This window comes from Actinomadura scrupuli (genome assembly GCF_050971785.1).
GTDB classification, from domain to species: domain Bacteria; phylum Actinomycetota; class Actinomycetes; order Streptosporangiales; family Streptosporangiaceae; genus Actinomadura_E; species Actinomadura_E scrupuli.
On sequence record NZ_JBPCCU010000004.1, the window covers coordinates 404,988 to 424,192 of the forward strand.

Consider the following 19,205-nt stretch of genomic DNA (forward strand, 5'->3'; position numbering starts at 1 on the left):
GAACAGGGGGATGTCGGATTCGTCGAACTCCATCGTCGGCGGCGTCTTCACCGGCCCGGTGGTCCAGGCACGGGACATCGGCGGCCTGCGGATCGGCCGCCCGGCCTCGCCGCCTCCGGCGACGGCCGGGCTGCCGCCGGAAGGCGAGTTCTCGGGGCGTGAGGCCTGGCTCGGCGAGCTGGCCGGGCGGCTCGACCCGCGGCGGCCCGGCCCGGCGGCCACGGTCGTCACCGGCCTGCCGGGCGTGGGGAAGACCGCGCTCGCGACGCGGGCGGCGCACCGGGCGTGGACGGCGGGCCACTTCCACGGGGTGCTCTTCATCGACCTGCAGGGATACGACCCGGAGCGCAGGATCGAGCCCGCCCGGGCGCTGGCGTCGCTGCTGCAGAGCCTGGGGGTCCACGGCGAGGACGTCCCACCGGAGGACACCGCGCGGGTGGCGCTGTACCGGTCGATCCTCGCCGAGCACGCGGGCGGTGGCCGGCTCTTCCTGGTGGTGCTGGACAACGCCTTCTCGGCGGGCCACGTCCTGCCCCTGCTGCCCGGCTCGGGAGATCACCGGGTGCTGATCACCAGCCGGCACACGCTCGCGGAGCTGGACGGCGCCCGGATCATGGAGCTGGAGGTCATGCCGCCCGGCGAGGCGGTCGCCCTGGTCTCCGGAGGGCTGCGGTCGGCCGATCCCGGTGACGGCCGGGCCGGCGCGGCGCCCGGGGAGCTCGCCGAGCTGGCGCGCCTGTGCGGGCACCTCCCGCTGGCGTTGCGCATCGCCGTGGCGCTGCTGGTCACCGAGCCGGGCATGCCGGTCGCGGAGCTGGCCGGCGCGCTGGCGGAGACCGCCGAGCGGCTGGCGACGCTGGAGTACGGCGAGGACCTCGCGATCCGGGCCGCCTTCGACCTGTCCTACCGGCATCTCGACCCCGCGCAGGCCGGAGTGTTCCGGTCGGCGGCCCTGCATCCGGGTCCGGAGCTGGGCACCGAGGCCGCGGCCGCGCTCGCCGGTCTCCCGGAGCGGCGGGCCCGCCGGCTGCTGGGCCGGCTGCGCGCCGCACACCTGATCGAGGGAGGCGCCGCGAGCGGCCGGTACCGGTTCCACGACCTGCTGCGCGACTATGCCCGGGAGCGGGCGGCCGGCGAGGACTCCGAGCCGGACCGTGCCGCCGCGCTGGACCGGCTGCTGGGCTGCTACCGGCGGGGCGCCGGAGCGGCGGCGGCGTGGCTGGACCGGCCGGCCGGCGACCGGGCGGGCCCCGACCGGGCGGGCCCCGACCGGGCGGGCCCCGACCGGGTGGGCCCCGGCCGGCCGGGCCCCGACCGGGTGGGCCCGGACCGGACGGGCCCCGGCCGGTTCGGCTCGCGGGAGGAGGCCGTGACGTGGCTGGACCTGGAACTGCCCAACCTGGTCGCCGCGGTCGCCGCCGCCCATGACTCCGGCCGCTGGGATCAGGCGTACGGGCTGGCGGGGGACCTCGCCGGGTACTTCGAGTTCCGGCACCGGGCCGACGACTGGATCGCCACCGGCCGGTCGGCGCTGCGGGCCGCGGGCCGGATCGGGCCACTGGAGGAATGCGCCGCGGCCATGCGGCTCGGCAGCGCCTACCGGGTGGCCCGCCGGTTCGACGATTCGGCGCGCATGCTCACCCAGGCCCTCGGCCACGCGAGAGCCGCCCGGGACCTGGTGGCGGAGGGCCGCATCCTGCACAACCTCGGCCTGACCTACGTCCGTCAGCACAGGTACGCCAGGGCCGAGTCCTGCCACCGCCGTGACCTCGACATCTGCGTGCGCACCGGTGACCTGCGCGGACAGGCGCAGGCGCTCACCGCACTCGGCGACGCCCTCCGGGTCAAGAAGCGGTACCGCGAGGCCGTCAGGGCCCTCGGCAGGGCCATCGGCGTCTTCCAGCGGCTCGGCGACACCGCCGGTCTCATGAACGCCCGCATCAACCATGCCCTGACCTGCTTGAACTGGCGCCCCGCCACGACACCCGGATACGTCATCTGGCAGCTGTGCTCGGCTCTGGCCATGGCCCGTGAGCTCGACGCCAGGCACGCCCAGGCCCTGATCTTCCTGAACCTCAGCGCCGCCTACCGGAACCGGTGCGTGGCCTGTCACGGCGGCTCGGCCCTCGAGTGGGCACAACGGGCGGTGACGCTGTTCCGCGAAGAACGGGACCCGCACGGCGAGGCCGCGGCCCGGCAGAGCGCCGGCGTCGCCCACGCGGAGGGCGGCGACCTCGCCGGCGCCCGCCTGGCCCTCGGCGCGGCCGAGTCGCTCTTCACCGAGCTCGGCGCGGTCGAGCAGGCCAAGTACGTCAGGGTGCTGCTGTCGAAGCTGCACCGGGAACCGGCCGGGGGAGCGGCGGACGTGCGAGCGGCATGCGCCGCGCACGACCAGGACACCGCCGGGCTGGGCGACTGGCTGGAGGACCTCCCGCACGGCGTGCTGCGCGGGGACACCGGCCTGCTGCAGAGGTACGTCTTCGTCGTCACCTGAGCCGGACGCCGCGACCGGCGCGCGGGCCGGACGCGCAGACTTGGCCGATCCCTTGACTTAGCCACAGGATCGCCGGGGTACCCCCTGCAGGGCCACTTCAGCCAGCAACAACGGGGGTTTCTCATGCTCGGAATGATCCGCAAGATCGGCATGTCGTCCGACGTGCTCTACGCCATGGGGTTCGGGTCGATCGTCATGTCGGTGGTGTCCTGGACGCTGTCGCAGAAGATGGAGGCGGCGGGCACCGACCGCGCCGACCGGTGGGGCATCTTCGTCGGCGAGTGGGCACCGGCGTTCTTCGCCCTCGGCACGGCCATGCGGCTGCAGGAGCAGTGGGGCCCGAGCGGTGAGCGCGAGGACCTCAGCGAGATGCGCGGGCGCTCGCGCGAGACCATACCGGTGGGCTGACCTCGGGACCCGCCGCGGCCCGCCCCCCGCCGGGCCCCGGGTGCCGCCCCGATGACGACGCCGCTCCGGGATGAAGGCGGCCAAGGCGGGTAGTCGCCCTGGAGCAACAGTGATCCATTCTTCGATCCAGTTCTCAGGGGTGAATTTCATGAACGCAGACGACCCGGCCCGGGTAGTGGTGGTGACGGGCGCGAGCGGCGGAATCGGCAGGGCGGCGGCGCGGCTGTTCGGCGCGCGAGGCGCCAAGCTCGCGTTGCTGGCCCGCGGGGAGGTCGGCCTGGAGGCGGCGGCCGAGGACGTGCGCGCCGCCGGAGGCCAGGCCCTGCCGATCCCGACCGACATGGCCGACTGGGAGCAGGTGCGGGCGGCGGCGCAGCGTACCGAGCGGGAGCTCGGGCCGATCGACGTGTGGGTGAACGTCGCCTTCTCGTCGGTCTTCGCGGAGTTCCTCGACATCAGGCCCGAGGAGTTCAAGCGCGTCACCGAGGTCAGCTACCTGGGCTACGTGTACGGCACCCGGGCCGCGCTGGACGTCATGATCCCGCGCGACCGCGGCGTCATCGTCCAGACGGGCTCGGCGCTGGCCAAGCGCGGCATCCCGCTGCAGTCGGCGTACTGCGGCGCCAAGCACGCCATCCAGGGCTTCCACGAGTCGCTCCGCACCGAACTGCTGCACCGGCACAGCAACGTGCGGACCACGATCGTGCACATGCCGGCGGTGAACACGCCGCAGTTCGAATGGGTCGAGTCCCGGCTCCCGGACAAGGCGCAGCCGGTGCCGCCGATCTACCAGCCGGAGGTCGCCGCCGAGGCGCTGCTGTACGCGGCCGACCATCCCCGCCGCCGGGAGTACTGGGTCGGCGGGAGCACCGTCGGGACGCTGCTCGCCAACGAGATCGCTCCCGGCCTGCTGGATCGCTACCTTGCCCGCACGGGCTACAAGTCGCAGCAGACCGGCCGGCGCCGCGACCCGGATCAGCCGGCGAACCTCTGGGAGCCCGCGGACGGCAAGGGAGGGCACGACTTCGGCGCGCACGGCACCTTCGACGATCGTGCCCACGCGCGCAGCTACCAGGTGTGGGCCGCGCAGCACCGCGGGGTGGTCGCGGCCGCGGGCACCGCGCTGGCGGGGCTGGCCGCACTGCGCCTGCTGCGCCGATGAGCCGGTCGCGCCTGTCCTTCGTCACGGCGGCGCGCACGGGGTGGGGCGGCCTGCTGGTCGCGGTTCCGGGCCGGGTGTTCACCACGGTGGCCGGCCGTCCCGCCACCACCCGGGACCGCTGGATGCTGCGGGTGCTCGGCACCCGGCACCTGGCGCAGGCCGCGATCACCGCGACCCGGCCGACCCCCGCCGTACGGGGGCTCGGCGCGGCGGTCGATCTGCTGCATGCGGCGACCTGCGCGGGCGCCGCGGTGTTCCTGCCGCGCTGGCGGCGTCCGGGCCTGGTGGACGGTGTCGCGGCGGCCGGTTTCGCGCTGGGCTACCTGCCCGCGCCGGCGCGGCGGACGCCTGCCGGGACGCCGTGAGAGCGGGGGCGGGAGCCGCCCCGGCCGGCGTCCCGCCTCAGCCCGCCCGGTCCGCGGGGGCGTACTCCTGCCGCGAGGACAGCGGCGGGGCGATGTCCTCCAGCGAGCGGCCCGCCGCCTCCACCCCGATGGCCAGCTCGACGAGACCGGCCGCGATCATCAGCGCGGCGCCGAGGAAGTAGCCGTCGGTCACGGCGGAGACCTTCCCGGTGCCGACCAGCCTGCCGAACAGCGCGGGCCCGATGATGCCGCCCAGTCCCGTGCCGACCGCGTAGAAGAACGCGATCGCCATGGCCCGGGTCTCCATCGGGAAGATCTCGCTGACGGTCAGGTAGGCGGAGCTGGCGCCCGCGGAGGCGAAGAAGAACACCACGCACCAGCAGGCCGTCAGGGTGGCCGCCGACAGGGAGCCGTGCCGGAAGAGGATGCCGGTGCCGATCAGCAGCACGCCCGAGGCGACGTACGTTCCCGCGATCATGGTCCGGCGGCCGAGGGTGTCGAAGAGCCGGCCGAGGACGAGGGCGCCGACGAAGTTGCCCAGCCCGATGGGGATCAGATACAGGCCGACCCGGCCGTCGGGGACCTTGAAGAACCTGGCGAGCACGAGGGCGTAGGTGAAGTAGACCGCGTTGTAGAGGAAGGCCTGGCCGACGAAGAGCGCCAGGCCGAGCAGCGATCGGCGGGGATGGTCGCGGAACATCGTCGTGACGATGACGCCGAAACCGATCGACCGGCGCTGGTGGACGGTGATCCGGCCCTCGGGGGCCGGCAGGGTCTCACCCGTCTCCTTCTCCACCTCGCGCTCGATGCCCCTGACGATGTCCTCCGCCTCGTCCTGCCGGCCGTGGATGAACAGCCAGCGCGGGCTCTCCGGAACGGTCCGCCGGACGAACAGCACGCCGAGCCCGAGCACCGCTCCGAGCGCGAACATGGCGCGCCAGCCGAGGTCGGCCGGCAGCAGCGCCGAGTTGAGGATCGGCAGGGACAGGGCCGCCGCGAACGTGGTGCCGATCCAGAAGGAGCCGTTGATGAAGATGTCGACGCGGCCGCGCACCCGGGCCGGGATGAGCTCGTCGATGGCGGAGTTCACCGCGGCGTACTCACCGCCGATACCGGCGCCGGTGAGGAATCGGCAGGCGTAGAACCAGAGCGGGTTCATCGAGAACGCGGTCGCCACGGTGGCCGCCAGATAGAGCGCCAGCGTGATCAGGAAGAGCTTCTTGCGGCCGAACCGGTCGGTGAGGTACCCGAACAGCAGCGCCCCGAGGCAGGCCCCGGTCACGTAGACCGAGGCGGCCAGGCCCACCTCGGAGTCGGTCAGCCCCAGGCCACCGGACTCGTCGGTCAGCCGGGGCCCGATGACACCGACCACGTTGACCTCGAGGCCGTCGAGGATCCAGACGGTGCCGAGCCCCGCCACGATCAGCCAGTGCCATCGGGCCCAGGGCAGCCGGTCCAGCCTGGCCGGGATCGCCGTCTCAACTGTCCTCATGAGCAGTGTTCTGCCCATCGAGCCCGGTTCATTCCCGTCCGGCCGGCCGCCGGCGCCATGGACCCGCCGGTCAGGTGCCTGTCGACGCGGGCGGCTCCGCGGTGGCGACGGAGGCGTGCTGCAGGGCGTCGTCCAGGGTGGGGTGGATCTCGAACAGCTTGTCGAGCCGGGTGACGTGGAAGACGCGGAGCAGGCGCTCGCTGGCGCCCACGAAGGTCATGGTGCCGTCGTGGGCCTGGAGGCGGTGGTGGATGCCGACCAGGACGCCGAGGCCGGTGGAGTCGAGGAACTCGACACCGCTGAGATCGACGATCAGGTGGAGCGCCCCCTCCTCGACGACGTCCAGGAGGGTCTCGCGCAGCTTCGGGCTGGTGAACACGTCGAGTTCGCCGCTCACGGTGACGATGGTCAGCTTGTCGTGGAGGCGATGATCGACGGCGAAGTCCATGATTTCTCCCGTTTCGAGGTGAGGGGTCGGGATGGGGCGGGGGCGCCGGCGGGTCCGGTGCCGGATATGGGGTCCGCTCATACCCCCATTACGGCGTTCTATCCACGAGGTCAGCCGGGGGCGTCCAGATCGATCAGGGCGAGCCCGGTCTCCGGGTCGATCCGCCGGGCGAGGTAGGCGGGCGACTGGGTCACCAGCACCTCCAGCGTCGGCCAGACCTCCGCGCTCAGCAGGTGCCCGCCACGGGTCATGCCGTCGGACAGGCCTACCACGACCTGCGCGAACACCTGCGGCCCCTCGTCTCCCATCGCGATGTCCCCGACCAGTGCCACGACCTCGGCCTGCTGGTCGACCGGGATCTCCTGGTAGGCCCGCCGGGCAGGGTCGAGGAAGCCCAGCGTGACGCGCCGGAATCCGCCGATGCCGGTCAGCCGTGCCGCGCGTATCTCCGCCCGCGTGGCCCAGTCGGTCAACGATTCAATGACCTCGTCGCCACGATCCAGAATGACGGCGTACGTCCGTTCCTCACCCATTGCCAGGCGTTTAACTCGCATGGATCATCCGTGCCCAGATCCGCGCGTGTCATCCACCGGCGGCGGGGACCCGCCGGGCAGTATGTCGACATTTGACCGACCTGTCGGTGTGCTGCCTTTCTGGCCGGGGAAAACAGTCGAGCGGGACGGGTGAAGGTCCCGTCCCACTGTCACCCGGAAGGTGGTGTGGTCATGACCCACCCCGCAGACATCGATCGGCATCCCGACCTCGTGTCGATGCGCGCTCGATACGAGATCGCGGCGGAGAGCCCGATCGCGCAGTTGGTGGACGGGTTAACGCTGCTCAGCGGGATCTACCTCGCGATCTCCCCGTGGATCGTGGGATTCGCGGACCGCGGCCCGCTCAGCCTGAACAACCTCATCACGGGGCTCGCGGTCGCGGCACTGGCGCTGGGGTTCAGCTCGGCGTTCGGGCGCACCCACGGGATCGCCTGGGTACCGGCCGTCATCGGCGCGTGGACGATCATCGCCCCGTGGGTGATGAGAGGCGACATGGCCACCACCAGGACCATCTGGAACAACGTGATCGTCGGTGCGTTGATCCTCGTCCTCGGGCTCGTCACCACGGCCCTCGGCATGCCGCGGGGCACCGGGCAGCGCCAGAGGTAGCCGCCGGCCCAACTCCCGGAGGAGGGCACCATGGCTCAGGCCGAGTTCGTCAAGGTGCAGAAGTACCTGTCCGGCATGGACTACCCCGCAAGCAAGAAGGAGCTCGTCGAGCACGCCAGGAACAAGCGTGCCGACAAGGATGCGCTGCAGGCTCTGAGCGGCATCCCCGACCGCAGGTACGAGGGGCCCAACGAGGTCAGCCAGGCCGTCGCCAAGTCCTGAATCTGAGTGATCGTAACGGTCCCGTACCGCGGGTGCGGGGCCGTTACGAGGCGGCGTCCACCGGGTGCTCCGCGGCGTACTCGTCGCGGAGCACCCGCTTGAGCAGCTTGCCGGTGGGATGGCGGGGGAGCTCGTCCCGGAAGTCGATCGACTTCGGGCACTTGTAGTGGGCGAGGCGTTCGCGGCAGTACGCGATCAGCTCCTGCTCCAGCAGGGGCCCCGCCTCGCCCGCCGGCTGGACCACGGCCTTGACCTGCTCGCCCATCTCCGGATCAGGTACGCCGATGACCGCCACGTCGGCCACCTGGGGATGGACGGCCAGGATGTTCTCGGCCTCCTGCGGGTAGATGTTCACCCCGCCACTGATGATCATGTGAGACAGGCGGTCGGTGAGGAACAGGAAGCCGTCGGCGTCGACGTAGCCGACGTCCCCCAGCGTGGTCCACCCCCTGCCCTGCGGGTCCCGCGAGGAGGCGGTCTTGGCCTGGTCGCCGTGGTATTCGAAGGACGGGCCGTCGGAGAAGTACAGCGTGCCCACCTCGCCGGCCGGCACCTCGTCCCCGGCCGCGTCGCACACGTGCACCACGCCCAGGAGCGGGCGCCCGACGGTGCCCTTGTGCGCCAGCCAGTCGGCGGAGCCGGTGTAGACGAAGCAGTTGCCCTCGGTGCCCGCGTAGTACTCGTGCAGCACCGGCCCCCACCACTCGATCATCTGCTCCTTGACCGGGATCGGGCAGGGGGCGGCGGCGTGGACGGCGTACCGCATGCTGGACAGGTCGTAGCGTCCGCGGACCTCGGCGGGCAGCTTGAGCATCCGGATGAACATGGTCGGCACCCACTGGCTGTGCGTCACCCGGTAGGTCTCGATCGCCTGGAGGGCCTGTTCGGGATCGAACCGTTCCATGACGACGATGGTCGCGCCGAACCGCTGGAGGCTCATGCAGTAGCGCAGCGGGGCCGCGTGGTAGAGCGGCGCCGGCGAGAGGTAGACCGAGGAGCCGTCGGGCGGGAACAGCAGCGAGATCAGCTGGGTGAGCGCGTTCGGCGTGCCCATCGGGACCAGCGGCAGCGGCGGCTTGACCCCCTTGGGGCGCCCCGTGGTGCCCGAGGAGTACAGCATGTCCATGCCCTCGACCTCGTCGGGGAGCGGCGTGGCCGGCGCGGCCGAGGTGGTGTCCTCGTAGGAGGTGAAGCCGTCCACCGTGCCGTCCAGCATCAGGCGCAGGCCGACCCGCGGCGTGCCCGCTGTGATCTTGGCCGCCACGTCGGCGACCGCGGCCGAGGCGATGAAGACCCGGGCCTCGCAGTTGTCGACGATGTAGGCGAGCTCGTCGGCCTGCAGCCGGGAGCCGACCGGCGTGTAGTAGAGCCCGGATCGCTGCGCCGCCCACGCGACGGCCAGGAACTCCCACCGGTTCTCCAGCATGAAGGCGATGTGGTCGCCCGGCCGCAGCCCGGCGTCGTACAGCACGTGCGCCAGCCGGTTGGCCGCGGCGTCCAGCTCGGCGTAACTGACGGACCTCCCCGACCCGGCCATGATCACCGCTGGTCGGTCCGGATGCTCGGCGGCCACGGATCCCAGGTGCATGAGCGGCAGACCTCCTCGGCCGGTGCGCCGGGGGGCGGCGGGGACCGGCATGGCAACCGTGGTCGCAGGACTGACCTGCCCGATCTCCAGGGAGACTAGAACGAGGTTCGGTCCTGGTCAAGGCGGGGCCGGCCGGCGGGGCCGGTTCCCCCGGCCGCCCGCCCCGGTGCACCTTCCCCGTTCCGGACGCCCGGTACGTCGTACGGACGTATCCCCAGGTCAGGTGCGTAGGTAGATCTTTTTCGATCTTTCGTAAATGCCGCCATGGGCGGCTAAAGTGCGGGCATGCGTTTTGTCCCCTTTGTCATACTTATTGCTGCTCTCATCGCCGGGATCGCCTCGCCGGCGTGGGCCATCACCAATGGATCCCCCGACGGCAACGCCCATCCGGAGGTGGGTGCCCTCATCGGTGACGAGCCGTATCCCGACGGCACCTGGTCCTACTGCACCGGCACGCTGATCTCGCCGACCGTGTTCCTCACTGCCGCGCACTGCGGGGAGCCCAAGCGCAAGACGGTCAAGGTCTCCTTCTCCAGCCACTACCGGCCCGGCGCGCCCGTCTACGAGGGCCGCTACGTGGCCGACTCGCGCTACAAGGGCAGCAAGTCAGACATGTATGACATCGCCGTGGTCGTCTTCGGCACCGCGGTCCCGAACATCAAGCCCGCCAGACTGCCCGCCGCGGGCATGCTCGACCGGCTCAAGGCCGAGGGCGAGCTGAAGACGGCGCGGTTCACCCCGGTCGGATTCGGCTCGCTGAACCCGACCAGGGGAGCGCATGGGAAGCAGAAGTTCACCTACACCGACACGCGGTACCGGACCTCGATCTCCTTCGACTCCCTCAGCCGGTCGTGGCTCCGGCTGGACCTGAACCGCGCGCGCGGCGACGGCGGAAGCTGCTACGGCGACTCCGGCGGACCCAACTTCCTGGAGGGGGCCGGCCAGGACGACCTGCTCGTCGCCACGAGCATCAGCGGGGACGACGACGCGTGCAAGGCGGCCAACTTCGACTACCGGCTGGACAGCCCCTCGGCGCGCAAGTTCCTCGGCAGGTTCGTCACGCTCCCCTGACCTGCGCCCCACCCTTCGTGATCATGCAATCGATCGACGATCGATTGCATGATCACGAAGTGTTGTTGCGGGGCGGGGGTGTCATGGCCGCTGGTCAGGGCTGCGGCGCCGCGCCGGCAAGGTGCGGGAGGCGCGCGGTCACCCCTGCCAGAACGGCCGGACCTCGACGGTCCCGAAGGCGGCGACGGGGTGCTTGGACGCCACCTCGATCGCCTCGTCGAGATCCGCGCAGTCGATCACGTCGTAGCCGGCGATCTGTTCCTTCGTCTCGGCGAACGGCCCGTCGGTGAGCAGCGTCTCGCCGCCGCGCACCCGTACCGTGGTGGCGTCGCCGACGGGACGCAGGCGGTCACCGTGCAGGCGCACCCCCCGCCCCTCCATCTCCGCGAGCCAGGGCTCGACCGAGGCCTGTTCGGGGCTCACCTGGAGGGACTCGTCGGCGCAGATCAGCAGCATGTACTTCATGGATCTTCCTCTCGTACGGGGTGGGATCAGGACGGTCAGAGGTGACCGCCGAAGCGGTGCGGGGCAGGCATGCTACGCCGGCGAAGCCACCGGCGCCGGGGCCGGCGCGGGGCCACGACGGGGGCGCCGGGCAGGGCGGACCGGCACAGCTCACGGGTGAGCGCCAGGGCGAAGGGCGCTGCGATCAGGTCGGGCATGACGGGTTCTCCTGTCGTTCCGGTGCCCCGGGTGGGGACCTCCTCCATCGAGTCGGCACTACGACGACGAATGGGAACGACCGCCAGGGACACCCCGCCCGCCCCGGATCGCCGCCGGTCTTCCCGGCCCCGTGACGGCCCGGGAACAAGCGGCGTCCCGGCCCGGTTACACCGGCGCCGTGCGGCGAGTCCTCGCGTACGGCTCCGGGAAGGAGCACGACCCATGAGCTACCTCGATTTCCAGCGCGCGTCGATGTTCTTCGACTTCAAGGACTACGCGGCGGCGGGACGCATCCTGGCGCCCATCGTCGAGCGGGAGCCGGCCAACCGCGCGGCCACCGAGCTGCTCGGCCGGGCCTACTTCCACAGCGCGCAGCTGGGCCGCGCAGAGGAGACCTTCCTCCGGCTGATCGAGATCGACCCGGCGAACGGCTGGGCGTACGAGGCGCTCGCCCGCACCCTGGAGCGGCGGAACCGGCCGGGTGAGGCCGGGCGGTACCGCAGGCTCGCGCACGCGATGGGCGCGGAGCTGACCGAGGGCGCCGCCGGCCGGGCCTGACACCGCGCGGTCCGGTCAGCGGGTGCGTCCACGAGGGATGAGGGGAGTGGCGGGGAGGGACGGGGCGACCAGCCGGGCGCCGCTGTAGCCCTGGACCTCGCCGAACCGCTCGTCGCCGTCGTTCCAGGCGGCGCGGAACTCCGCGATCTCCGCGCCGGTGCGGCCGACGAAGTTCCACCACATGACGAGCTTCTCCGCGAACGGCTCACCGCCCAGCAGCATCAGGCCGCCGGCCGTCTCCGCGCGCAGCCGCAGCTCGGAGCGGCCGCAGCCGAGGTAGAGCAGGGAGTTCGGCACCACCCGTACCCCGTCCACGTCCACCGCGCCCGACATGGCCAGCGCGGCGTACTCGAAGTCCGGCTCGAGCGGCAGCCGGACGTCGGCCCCCTCCGCCAGCGCCAGGTCGGCGCCCATGAGCGGCGAGTACGCCGTGCCCGGCGAGTCCGCCCCGTCCAGCGCACCCATGATCACCGTCGCCCGCAGGCCCGGGCCGGTGACCACGGGCAGCTCGGCGTGGTGCTCGAAGGACGGGGCCACGTGGCGGTGCTCGTCGGGCAGGGCCACCCACAGCTGTGCTCCGTGCAGGGTGGCGGGGTGGCCGGCGGGTGACTCCTCCGAATGCGCGATCGCCCGTCCCGAGGTCATCAGCCCCAGCTCCCGGGGCCGTACCCGCTGCAGGCTGCCCAGGCTGTCGCGGTGCAGCACCTCGCCGTCGTGCAGCCAGCTCACCGTCTGCAGTCCCGTGTGCGGATGCGGCGGCACCCGCATGCCCGGGCCGTCGACGATGTCGTCCGGGCCGTAGTGGTCGATGAAGCACCAGGCGCCGATCATCCGCCGTCCCAGGTTGGGCAGCAGGCGGCGTACCCGGGTGCTCTCCCCGAGCGGGACCTCCCGCCCGGTCAGCAGCTCCCGCACGGGCCCGCCCGGGACGCCCTCCCGGCCACCGCACACGGCCGGGGCGGGCCGCAGATCGAGATCGCTCATGCGGGTTTCCTCCTGATAGCGACAAACCGGTCAAGCTCACTGTACGAGGACGTGCAGGCGCGATCGCCCAGGTCTGGGCCGCCCGGCGCCGTTTGGGGATACGCTGCCCGGATGCTTGATCACGGTGAGGATCCGCGGCCCCTGCGCGGCGCGGTGACAGAGGTGTACTCCCTGGAGCGGGCGGCGACGCTGGAGTATCGCCCGGACATGGACGGGCTCGCCGACCCCGGGGAGATCGTCTGGGCCTGGGTGCCGTACGAGGAGGACCCGAGCCGCGGCAAGGACCGGCCGTTGCTCGTCGTCGGCCGGGCCGGACGCAGGCTGCTGGCCATGATGCTGTCCAGCCGCGACCACGGTGACTCCCGTGACTGGCTGGACCTCGGCTCAGGAGGCTGGGACCGCGAGGACCGGCGCTCCTCGCTGCGGCTCGATCGGGTCTTCGCGCTGGACGAGGACGACATCCGCCGGGAGGGCGCGGTGCTCGACCCGGAGCGCTTCGCCCGCGTCGCGGCCGTCCTGATGAGGCTGCACGGCTGGAAGGCCACCAGGTAGCAGGCGGTCCTCACCGATCAGGCCGGTGCAGGCGCCGGAGGGCGAGCGCGAGCTGCAGGCGCAGCCGCCCGTGCGGATCGCGGACGGGCCAGCCGAGCAGCTGCTCGGCGTGCGCCAGCCGCTCCTGGAGCGTGGAGTGGTGGACGTGCAGCGCCGTCGCGGCGGCCCGCAGGCTGGAGTGGGAGGCGACCGCGTCCAGCGTGACCAGCACCCACCGCGCCGCCGACCCGGCGTGCTCCAGCGCGCGGACATCGGGCACGGCCGCCGCGCCGGGGGTGACGGCGGCGGCCAGCACGGCGAGACCGCCGAGCTCGTCCGCGTGGACCACCCGCGGCCCCGGGTCCTGCTCGGTGCCCTCCGCGGTCAGGCGCAGGGCGGTGCGCGCGGCGGCCCAGGACGCCGGCAGGTCGGCGACGGGCACCGCCGGCCCGACGCCCGCGCGCGTGCCGCCGGGCCGCGCCGGGGGAGTGCCCGGCCCTGGCACCGACTCGACCCGCGCCTCACCGCCCGGCAGCGCCACCGCGCGGGCCGGCACGGCAAGGCCCAGGCCGAGACGGCGGGCCGCGTGCAGCCGGGCCTCCTCCGGGGCGGAGGCGTCCAGGACCACCTCGACCGAGGCGGGATCGGGGAACGAGCCGCTCGGGACCGACCGGCCGCGGGTCCGGTCGAGCACGACGCGCACGGCGGCGGCGAGCCGCTCCAGGATCATCGCGTCCATGGCGCCGGCGGGGCCGGTGCGCTCCAGCCACAGGGCCGGGGATCCGCCGGGTGCCAGCGGCGCGCCGGGCCAGGCCGGATCAGGGGGATCCGGGTCGTCCCGGCGGTGCCCGTCGGCCTCGACCCGCACCGCTATCCGGCGTTCGCCGTCCACCAGCCGGGCCGGGTGGCCGGACAGCACCGCGGCCCCGCGCACGAGCGCCTCGAGGCCCGCGCGCCCGTCGACCAGCCGATCGAAGTAGGCGATCACCTGAACCGCTCCGGCGGCGTCGGGATCGAGCGCCGCGAGCCGGCCGGCGAGCTCCCGCATGGCCCACCCTCCCCTGGTCCGACCGGCCGGCGCCGCCCGATCCCGGGTGGGGCACGTCACCACCGCCCCGGTCAGGCTCCGCTCAGCAGCCGGTGCAGCCAGCGTACCCGCGCCGCCTTGGCCTCCTGGGACAGCCTGGCCTGCGGGGCCATGAGGTCGAACCCGTGGAAGCCACCCGGCCACACGTGCAGCTCCGCCTGCCCGCCGGCCTGCCAGAGACGGCCGGCGTAGGCGACGTCCTCGTCGCGGAAGGTCTCCGCGGAACCGACGTCGATGAAGGCCGGAGGCAGCCCGGACAGATCCGTGGCCCGCGCCGGGGCGGCGTACGGGGAGACGTCCGGCCCCCCGCGCCGCGCACCGAGCAGCGCCGTCCACCCGGTGTCGTTGGCGGTGCGGTCCCAGATGCCCAGGCCTGCCATCTGGAGGCTGGACGGGGTGTCGTTGCGGTCGTCGAGCATCGGGCAGAGGAGCATCTGCCCGGCCAGCGCGGGCCCGCCCCGGTCGCGGGCGAGCAGCGCGACGGCGGCGGAGAGGCCCCCGCCCGCGCTGGCCCCGGCGATGACGATCCGGTCCCGGTCGATGCCGAGCTCCTCGGCGTGCTCGGCCATCCACACCAGCCCCGCGTAGCAGTCCTCCACCGGGGCGGGATGCGGATGCTCGGGAGCCAGCCGGTATTCCACCGACACGACGGCGAGCCCGAACTCCTGCGCCCAGTCGAGCACGTCCGGCATCCCGGTGCGGTTGTCACCGATGACCATCCCGCCGCCGTGCACGTGGTAGACGGCGGCGAGCGGGGTGGTGGCGGCCGCGGGCCGGCAGATGAGGACGGAGATGTCGGGCGCTCCCGGGGGGCCGGGCACGGCACGGTCCTCGATCTCGAAGGCGCCGTCGCGGCGCAGCTCCTCGTCCGGCAGCGGCATCAGTTGCTGGCCCTGCCGCATGGCGGAGATCATCTCCGGCAGGAGCTCCGGCGACATCTGCTCGTGCAGCACGTCGAGGGCGGCGGCCAGCTCGACGTCGAACGGAGGCGGCGGGCCGGGGAGGGAGGACTGCGGGCTGATCGACATCGGCTTCTCCCAGTCTCGAGATCACTGCACTGTGACGTCCGGTGACCGTAACACCGGCCCGGCGACCGCCGGCAGCGCCGTACGGCGGGCATTACCCGCCGATCGGCGGGGACGGTGCGCTCCTCCCGCCCGAGCCTCGAGGCGGCCTTCGCGGGCATCTCCCCGGATCCGCCGAGGGGGTGTAACAAAGGGGGGTGAACGCACACGCGGAAGAGCCTGACGGTGAGATGACGGCGAGGTTGGAGGACCTCAGCGCGCACCTGGAGGACCTGCAGGGGCTGCTCGACGAGGAGGAGGACCTGGACGAGGTGCTGGAACGGCTGACCGCCATGGCGGTCCAGTCGATGCCGGACGCCTCCCACGTCAGCATCACGGTGATGACCGGTGATCACACGCGTACCGCGGCGGCCACCGAACAGAGCGTGATCGACATCGACCAGGCCCAGTACGACGCCGGCGAAGGACCGTGCGTGCAGGCGGCCCGGCAACGCCGCCCGATGCTGGTGCGGGTGTCCGAGGTACGGGACCGATGGCCGGCGTTCGCCCGGGCGGCCGAGGCGGCGGGGATGCTCGCGTACCTGTCGGCGCCGCTGCTGCTGGACGGCGACGATCCCGTGGTGCTGGGGGCGGTGAACCTGGCCGGAACCGAGCCCAACGCCTTCGACCCGCTGGACGAGGCGCTGCTCACCGTGTTCACCACCGCCGCCTCAGGCGCGATCATGAACGCCCGCCGTTACCACCGCTCCCGGGAACTGGTCGGTCACATGACCGCGGCGCTGTCCTCCCGCGCCGACATCGACCAGGCCAAGGGCGTGCTGATGACCCGGCACGGGGTGAACGCCGAGCAGGCGTTCGAGCTGCTGGTGATCCAGTCCCAGCACACCAACCGCAGGCTCCGTGACGTGGCCCGTTCGGTGCTCGACTCGGTCGTCGCGCACTCCGCCCGCTGACCGCCGGCCGTCCCGGGGACGGGCGGCCGTCCCCGGCCGGACGTGCATTTGACGCGCTCGCCGGCGCTGTCGCATCCTGAGGGCTGACCTGCCGTGCGCGACGCTCGGCGGTATCGGTCCAGCAGCGCGGCCGCCTTGTGTTCCCGGCATGAGTAAGGGGCGGCGATGCGGCGGGCGACTCCGGGTGACCTTCAGGTGCGGCGCACCGGCGAGCACGCCGTGGCCGTCTTCCCCGCGGAGGTGGACGGCACCAACGCCCCTGGCATCCGTATCGCCCTGCTGAGGTTGCTCGGCAGCGGCGTGCCCGCCGTGATCGTGGACCTGTCGGCCTGCCGGTTCTGCGACGCCAACGGCGTCGAGGCGCTGCTGCGCGCCCACATCCGTGCGACCACCCTGACGATCCCCCTGCACGTCGTGCTGCCCGAGGGCGGGCAGGTGCGCGCCGTCTGCCGGAGCACGGGGGTGACCCGGACGGTCGCCCTCGCGGCCGACGTCGCCGAGGCCGAGGCGGCCATCGCGAGAACGCGGGCGGAGGACGACCGATGAGCTCGGTCGTCCTCCGCCCGGAAGAGCTGGTGCGGCGTCTCGGGGGAGCTCCCGCCGGTCAGCGCACCGCTCGGCGGCCGTAGAAGCCCGCCACGGCGGCCACTCCGACCGCGGCCAGAACGATCTGGATCGCCAGTTCCCTCCAGTCGATGCCGTCGGTGTCGGCGAAGCCCAGGCCGGCGGCGATGGCGGTACCTATCAGGGCGGCGACGATGCCGACCACGACGGTCAGCCAGATCGGAATCGACTGGCGCCCGGGGAGCACCAGGCGCCCGAGAGCGCCGATCGCGAGGCCGAAGATCAAAGCGGTGATGATGCCCGTGACATGCATGTCAATCCTCTCGGTTGGTGGTGCCGGGCAGCTTGTGCCCACCTTGAGGCGGTTCATGCACCTGAGAAAATCTTCGGTTCAAGGGGCCCTGACGTGCGTCACGGACGTGGTCCGCGAGATCACCCTTCGCCTGCGGGTTCCCCCGTGGACGTGAGGTGCGCGGCCGGTCGATCCGCCCGCGGGCGGTCGCGCAGGTTCTTGTGCATGACGATGCAGGGGCGGCCCCTGTCGCGGTCGGGGCGACGGTCGGTCTCCCGGTATCCGAGTGCCGTCCAGAACGCCAGCGCCTCGGGGTTGTTCTCCAGCACCGCCAGCCCGGCCCGGCCGGCGCCCTCGTCCCGGAAGCGGTCCTCGAGCGCGGTGGCGATGGCCCGGCCGTACCCGTGACGCCGCAGCCGCCCGTCCACGAGCAGCAGGCCGATCCAGGGATCGCCGTCGACGGGATGCGCCAGCAGGATCTCGGCGAATCCGACCAGCCGGCCCGCCTCGTCCCGGGCGATCCGCAGTTCCGTACCGGCCCCGGCCAGGTCGTCACGGAGCATCGCCGCGACGGCCGCGACCGTGATGTTCTCGGGGTCCAGTTCCCCGCTGCGGCGCCAGTAGGACCGGTTGGCCGCGCAGACGCCGTGCAGCTCGCCGAGCTCCGGTTCGGTCAGCGTGGCCACCGCCATCGTGATCACTTGTGGCTCCTCGGCCGGTGGGGGAGCCCCCAGCGTAGAGCGGCCCGCCGGGCCCGTGAAGTCGGACAGAGGCCACGGGCCGCTCGAATCGGTCTCCTTCTGCCCCCAAGTGCCTAGAATCATCCGGCGAAGGACGAGCCTGGAAGGAGCTGAAGGTGAGCCGACCCCCCGACGAGCCCGAGCCCGGTAAAGAGCCCCCTTCCGACAGGCAGGACGAGCCCGCCGAGGCCGATACCGGCTCGCCGGCCGGGCCCGGACGGCAGGAGCCGCCTCCCCCGCCCTACCCCCAGGCGCCGCCGCCCTGGTCGTACCAGCAGGCGCCGCCGCAGGCCCCGCCCGGGATGCCCCCGCCCTTCCCGCCGGCTCCGGCCCCGCGGGGCGCGCCGCCGGCGGAGCCGCCCGCGGAGCGCGACCGCCTCGCCGTTCACCTGATCTGGGAGGGCGCGCTCGCCGTCATCACCCTCGTGCTGGTGGCGGGGACGCTCGCGATGACCCCCCACCAGAACCTCACCGTCTCGCTGACCCAGGCCGGGGCGCTGGGCCTGGTGGCGGTCGGGCTCGCCTTCTCGCTGCGGACCGGCTCGCCCAATCTCGCGGTCGGCTCCATCCTCACCTTCACCAGCTCGCTGGGCGCCTACCTGGCGACCGAACAGGACTGGGGGACGCCGGCCGCTCTGATCGTGGCGATCCTGCTCGCGACCTTCATCGGCTTCGTGCTCGGCCTGCTGGTCGCGCTGTTGTCCGTACCGGCCTGGGCGGTGACCCTGGCCGCCGCCACCTTCATCCAGTCGCTGGCCCTCTGGGTGACGGGTGCCCGGACCATCCTGATGCGCATCGGTGACGGCTACCCGACGGCTCTGTGGTTCACGCTCTTCACCCTGCTGTCGGTGGGCGGCGGCGCGCTGTGGCTGGTGCCCGCCGTCCGCCGGCCGTTCAGCGCGGGCCGGCGCTCCGGGGAGCCGGGCCGCTGGGCCGGCCTGCAACCGGGCCTGGGCGCCGTCGCCGGGCTGACCGGGTCCAGCTTCCTGGCCGCGCTGGCCGCCGTCCCGCTGCTCATGCGGCTCCAGGCGGCCGACGTCGGGATCGGGCAGAACATGACCGTCGTCGCGTTCGCCGCCGTGTTGCTGGGCGGGGTCAGCGTGTTCGGCCGGCGAGCCGGTGTCTTCGGCACCTTCCTCGGCGTGATGATCCTGGCGATCACGCAGACCCTGCTGGCCTACAACGGCGTTTCCGCCTGGGTGTCGAGCCTCATCGTCGGCCTGCTGGCGCTGGCCGGTCTCGGCGTCAGCCGCGGGCTCGAGAGCGTCACCGACATGCTCAACAGGACCCGTCCCGCCGCGGGCGCTCCGCGGCCGGCTCCGCCGGCTGCTCCGGCGCCGTCAGCGGCGGGTTAGCGCAGCGCGACCGGCCCGCCAGGTGCAGGGCCCGCCGTGC

General features: G+C 72.9%; 22 protein-coding genes and 1 pseudogene. 12 read left to right on the forward strand and 11 right to left on the reverse strand.

The genetic code is table 11. The features are described 5' to 3' along the window. Positions 1–10: 10 nt before the first annotated feature. The 4 genes from ACRYCC_RS21070 to ACRYCC_RS21085 all read left to right on the forward strand — a co-directional run bounded on the left by ACRYCC_RS21070 (position 11) and on the right by ACRYCC_RS21085 (position 4,429). The gene (locus ACRYCC_RS21070) at positions 11–2,494 is read left to right on the forward strand and encodes a tetratricopeptide repeat protein (RefSeq protein WP_433814549.1); all 2,484 of its coding nucleotides are present in this window, start codon (positions 11–13) and stop codon (positions 2,492–2,494) included. Positions 2,495–2,626: 132 nt separating this feature from the next. Beyond that, positions 2,627–2,902 carry a hypothetical protein gene (locus tag ACRYCC_RS21075; RefSeq protein WP_433814551.1) on the forward strand — a complete coding sequence of 92 codons (276 nt, stop codon included), beginning with the start codon at positions 2,627–2,629 and terminating at the stop codon, positions 2,900–2,902. 148 nt (positions 2,903–3,050) lie between these two features. After that, the gene (locus ACRYCC_RS21080; protein WP_433814553.1) at positions 3,051–4,064 is read left to right on the forward strand and encodes an SDR family oxidoreductase; all 1,014 of its coding nucleotides are present in this window, start codon (positions 3,051–3,053) and stop codon (positions 4,062–4,064) included. Then, positions 4,061–4,429, forward strand: a complete 369-nt coding sequence (locus ACRYCC_RS21085; protein ID WP_433814554.1) for a hypothetical protein — start codon at positions 4,061–4,063, stop codon at positions 4,427–4,429. Before ACRYCC_RS21080 ends, ACRYCC_RS21085 begins: the two co-directional genes overlap by 4 nt. A 37-nt stretch (positions 4,430–4,466) precedes the next feature. Here the strand turns inward: ACRYCC_RS21085 and ACRYCC_RS21090 are convergent, their stop codons facing one another. From ACRYCC_RS21090 to ACRYCC_RS21100, 3 genes and pseudogenes are all read right to left on the reverse strand, one after another. Next, entirely contained in the window at positions 4,467–5,921 is a 1,455-nt protein-coding gene (locus ACRYCC_RS21090; protein WP_433814556.1) for an MFS transporter, read from the reverse strand. A 109-nt stretch (positions 5,922–6,030) separates the two neighbouring features. After that, a pseudogene (locus ACRYCC_RS21095) lies at positions 6,031–6,369 on the reverse strand (STAS domain-containing protein); the annotation flags it as partial. Between the two features lie 110 nt (positions 6,370–6,479). After that, positions 6,480–6,902, reverse strand: coding sequence for a PPC domain-containing DNA-binding protein (locus tag ACRYCC_RS21100; RefSeq protein WP_433814558.1), 423 nt, complete (start codon positions 6,900–6,902; stop codon positions 6,480–6,482). A 192-nt stretch (positions 6,903–7,094) separates the two neighbouring features. Between ACRYCC_RS21100 and ACRYCC_RS21105 the strand changes: the two genes are divergently transcribed. After that, positions 7,095–7,532 carry an SPW repeat protein gene (locus ACRYCC_RS21105; protein WP_433814559.1) on the forward strand — a complete coding sequence of 146 codons (438 nt, stop codon included), beginning with the start codon at positions 7,095–7,097 and terminating at the stop codon, positions 7,530–7,532. Positions 7,533–7,562: 30 nt separating this feature from the next. Next, complete coding sequence (locus ACRYCC_RS21110) at positions 7,563–7,754, forward strand: DUF2795 domain-containing protein (RefSeq protein ID WP_433814561.1); 192 nt, start codon at positions 7,563–7,565, stop codon at positions 7,752–7,754. Between the two features lie 43 nt (positions 7,755–7,797). Here ACRYCC_RS21110 and ACRYCC_RS21115 read toward each other — a convergent pair whose 3' ends face one another. After that, the gene (locus tag ACRYCC_RS21115) at positions 7,798–9,342 is read right to left on the reverse strand and encodes an acyl-CoA synthetase (protein ID WP_433814563.1); all 1,545 of its coding nucleotides are present in this window, start codon (positions 9,340–9,342) and stop codon (positions 7,798–7,800) included. 285 nt (positions 9,343–9,627) lie between these two features. Between ACRYCC_RS21115 and ACRYCC_RS21120 the strand changes: the two genes are divergently transcribed. Beyond that, positions 9,628–10,413, forward strand: a complete 786-nt coding sequence (locus ACRYCC_RS21120; RefSeq protein ID WP_433814564.1) for a trypsin-like serine protease — start codon at positions 9,628–9,630, stop codon at positions 10,411–10,413. 138 nt (positions 10,414–10,551) lie between these two features. Here the strand turns inward: ACRYCC_RS21120 and ACRYCC_RS21125 are convergent, their stop codons facing one another. Continuing rightward, on the reverse strand, positions 10,552–10,878 hold the full coding sequence (locus tag ACRYCC_RS21125; RefSeq protein WP_433814566.1) for a YciI family protein: 327 nt from the start codon (positions 10,876–10,878) through the stop codon (positions 10,552–10,554). A 35-nt stretch (positions 10,879–10,913) separates the two neighbouring features. Continuing rightward, a complete protein-coding gene (locus ACRYCC_RS21130; protein WP_433814568.1) occupies positions 10,914–11,075 on the reverse strand; it encodes a hypothetical protein in 162 nt (53 codons plus the stop codon). A gap of 223 nt (positions 11,076–11,298) precedes the next feature. On the opposite strand from ACRYCC_RS21130, the gene ACRYCC_RS21135 reads away from it, so the two are divergent. After that, the gene (locus ACRYCC_RS21135) at positions 11,299–11,634 is read left to right on the forward strand and encodes a tetratricopeptide repeat protein (RefSeq protein WP_433814569.1); all 336 of its coding nucleotides are present in this window, start codon (positions 11,299–11,301) and stop codon (positions 11,632–11,634) included. Positions 11,635–11,649: 15 nt separating this feature from the next. On the opposite strand, the gene ACRYCC_RS21140 is transcribed toward ACRYCC_RS21135, so the two are convergent. Then, complete coding sequence (locus ACRYCC_RS21140; protein WP_433814571.1) at positions 11,650–12,618, reverse strand: pirin family protein; 969 nt, start codon at positions 12,616–12,618, stop codon at positions 11,650–11,652. Between the two features lie 111 nt (positions 12,619–12,729). Between ACRYCC_RS21140 and ACRYCC_RS21145 the strand changes: the two genes are divergently transcribed. Beyond that, entirely contained in the window at positions 12,730–13,170 is a 441-nt protein-coding gene (locus ACRYCC_RS21145) for a type II toxin-antitoxin system PemK/MazF family toxin (protein WP_433814573.1), read from the forward strand. Positions 13,171–13,180: 10 nt separating this feature from the next. On the opposite strand, the gene ACRYCC_RS21150 is transcribed toward ACRYCC_RS21145, so the two are convergent. Together ACRYCC_RS21150 and ACRYCC_RS21155 are read right to left on the reverse strand one after the other, a co-directional pair. After that, the gene (locus ACRYCC_RS21150) at positions 13,181–14,197 is read right to left on the reverse strand and encodes a helix-turn-helix domain-containing protein (RefSeq protein WP_433814575.1); all 1,017 of its coding nucleotides are present in this window, start codon (positions 14,195–14,197) and stop codon (positions 13,181–13,183) included. Between the two features lie 71 nt (positions 14,198–14,268). Then, on the reverse strand, positions 14,269–15,264 hold the full coding sequence (locus tag ACRYCC_RS21155) for an alpha/beta hydrolase (protein ID WP_433814576.1): 996 nt from the start codon (positions 15,262–15,264) through the stop codon (positions 14,269–14,271). Positions 15,265–15,491: 227 nt separating this feature from the next. Here ACRYCC_RS21155 and ACRYCC_RS21160 point away from each other — a divergent pair, with 227 nt between their 5' ends. Both ACRYCC_RS21160 and ACRYCC_RS21165 read left to right on the forward strand, forming a co-directional pair. Then, positions 15,492–16,214 carry an ANTAR domain-containing protein gene (locus tag ACRYCC_RS21160; RefSeq protein ID WP_433814578.1) on the forward strand — a complete coding sequence of 241 codons (723 nt, stop codon included), beginning with the start codon at positions 15,492–15,494 and terminating at the stop codon, positions 16,212–16,214. 165 nt (positions 16,215–16,379) lie between these two features. Continuing rightward, on the forward strand, positions 16,380–16,760 hold the full coding sequence (locus tag ACRYCC_RS21165; RefSeq protein ID WP_433814580.1) for an STAS domain-containing protein: 381 nt from the start codon (positions 16,380–16,382) through the stop codon (positions 16,758–16,760). A 58-nt stretch (positions 16,761–16,818) separates the two neighbouring features. Here the strand turns inward: ACRYCC_RS21165 and ACRYCC_RS21170 are convergent, their stop codons facing one another. After that, the gene (locus ACRYCC_RS21170; protein WP_433815033.1) at positions 16,819–17,091 is read right to left on the reverse strand and encodes a GlsB/YeaQ/YmgE family stress response membrane protein; all 273 of its coding nucleotides are present in this window, start codon (positions 17,089–17,091) and stop codon (positions 16,819–16,821) included. A 119-nt stretch (positions 17,092–17,210) separates the two neighbouring features. After that, complete coding sequence (locus ACRYCC_RS21175; protein WP_433815035.1) at positions 17,211–17,762, reverse strand: GNAT family N-acetyltransferase; 552 nt, start codon at positions 17,760–17,762, stop codon at positions 17,211–17,213. A 164-nt stretch (positions 17,763–17,926) separates the two neighbouring features. Here ACRYCC_RS21175 and ACRYCC_RS21180 point away from each other — a divergent pair, with 164 nt between their 5' ends. Next, positions 17,927–19,165, forward strand: a complete 1,239-nt coding sequence (locus ACRYCC_RS21180; RefSeq protein ID WP_433814582.1) for an ABC transporter permease — start codon at positions 17,927–17,929, stop codon at positions 19,163–19,165. Positions 19,166–19,205 lie beyond the last annotated feature (40 nt).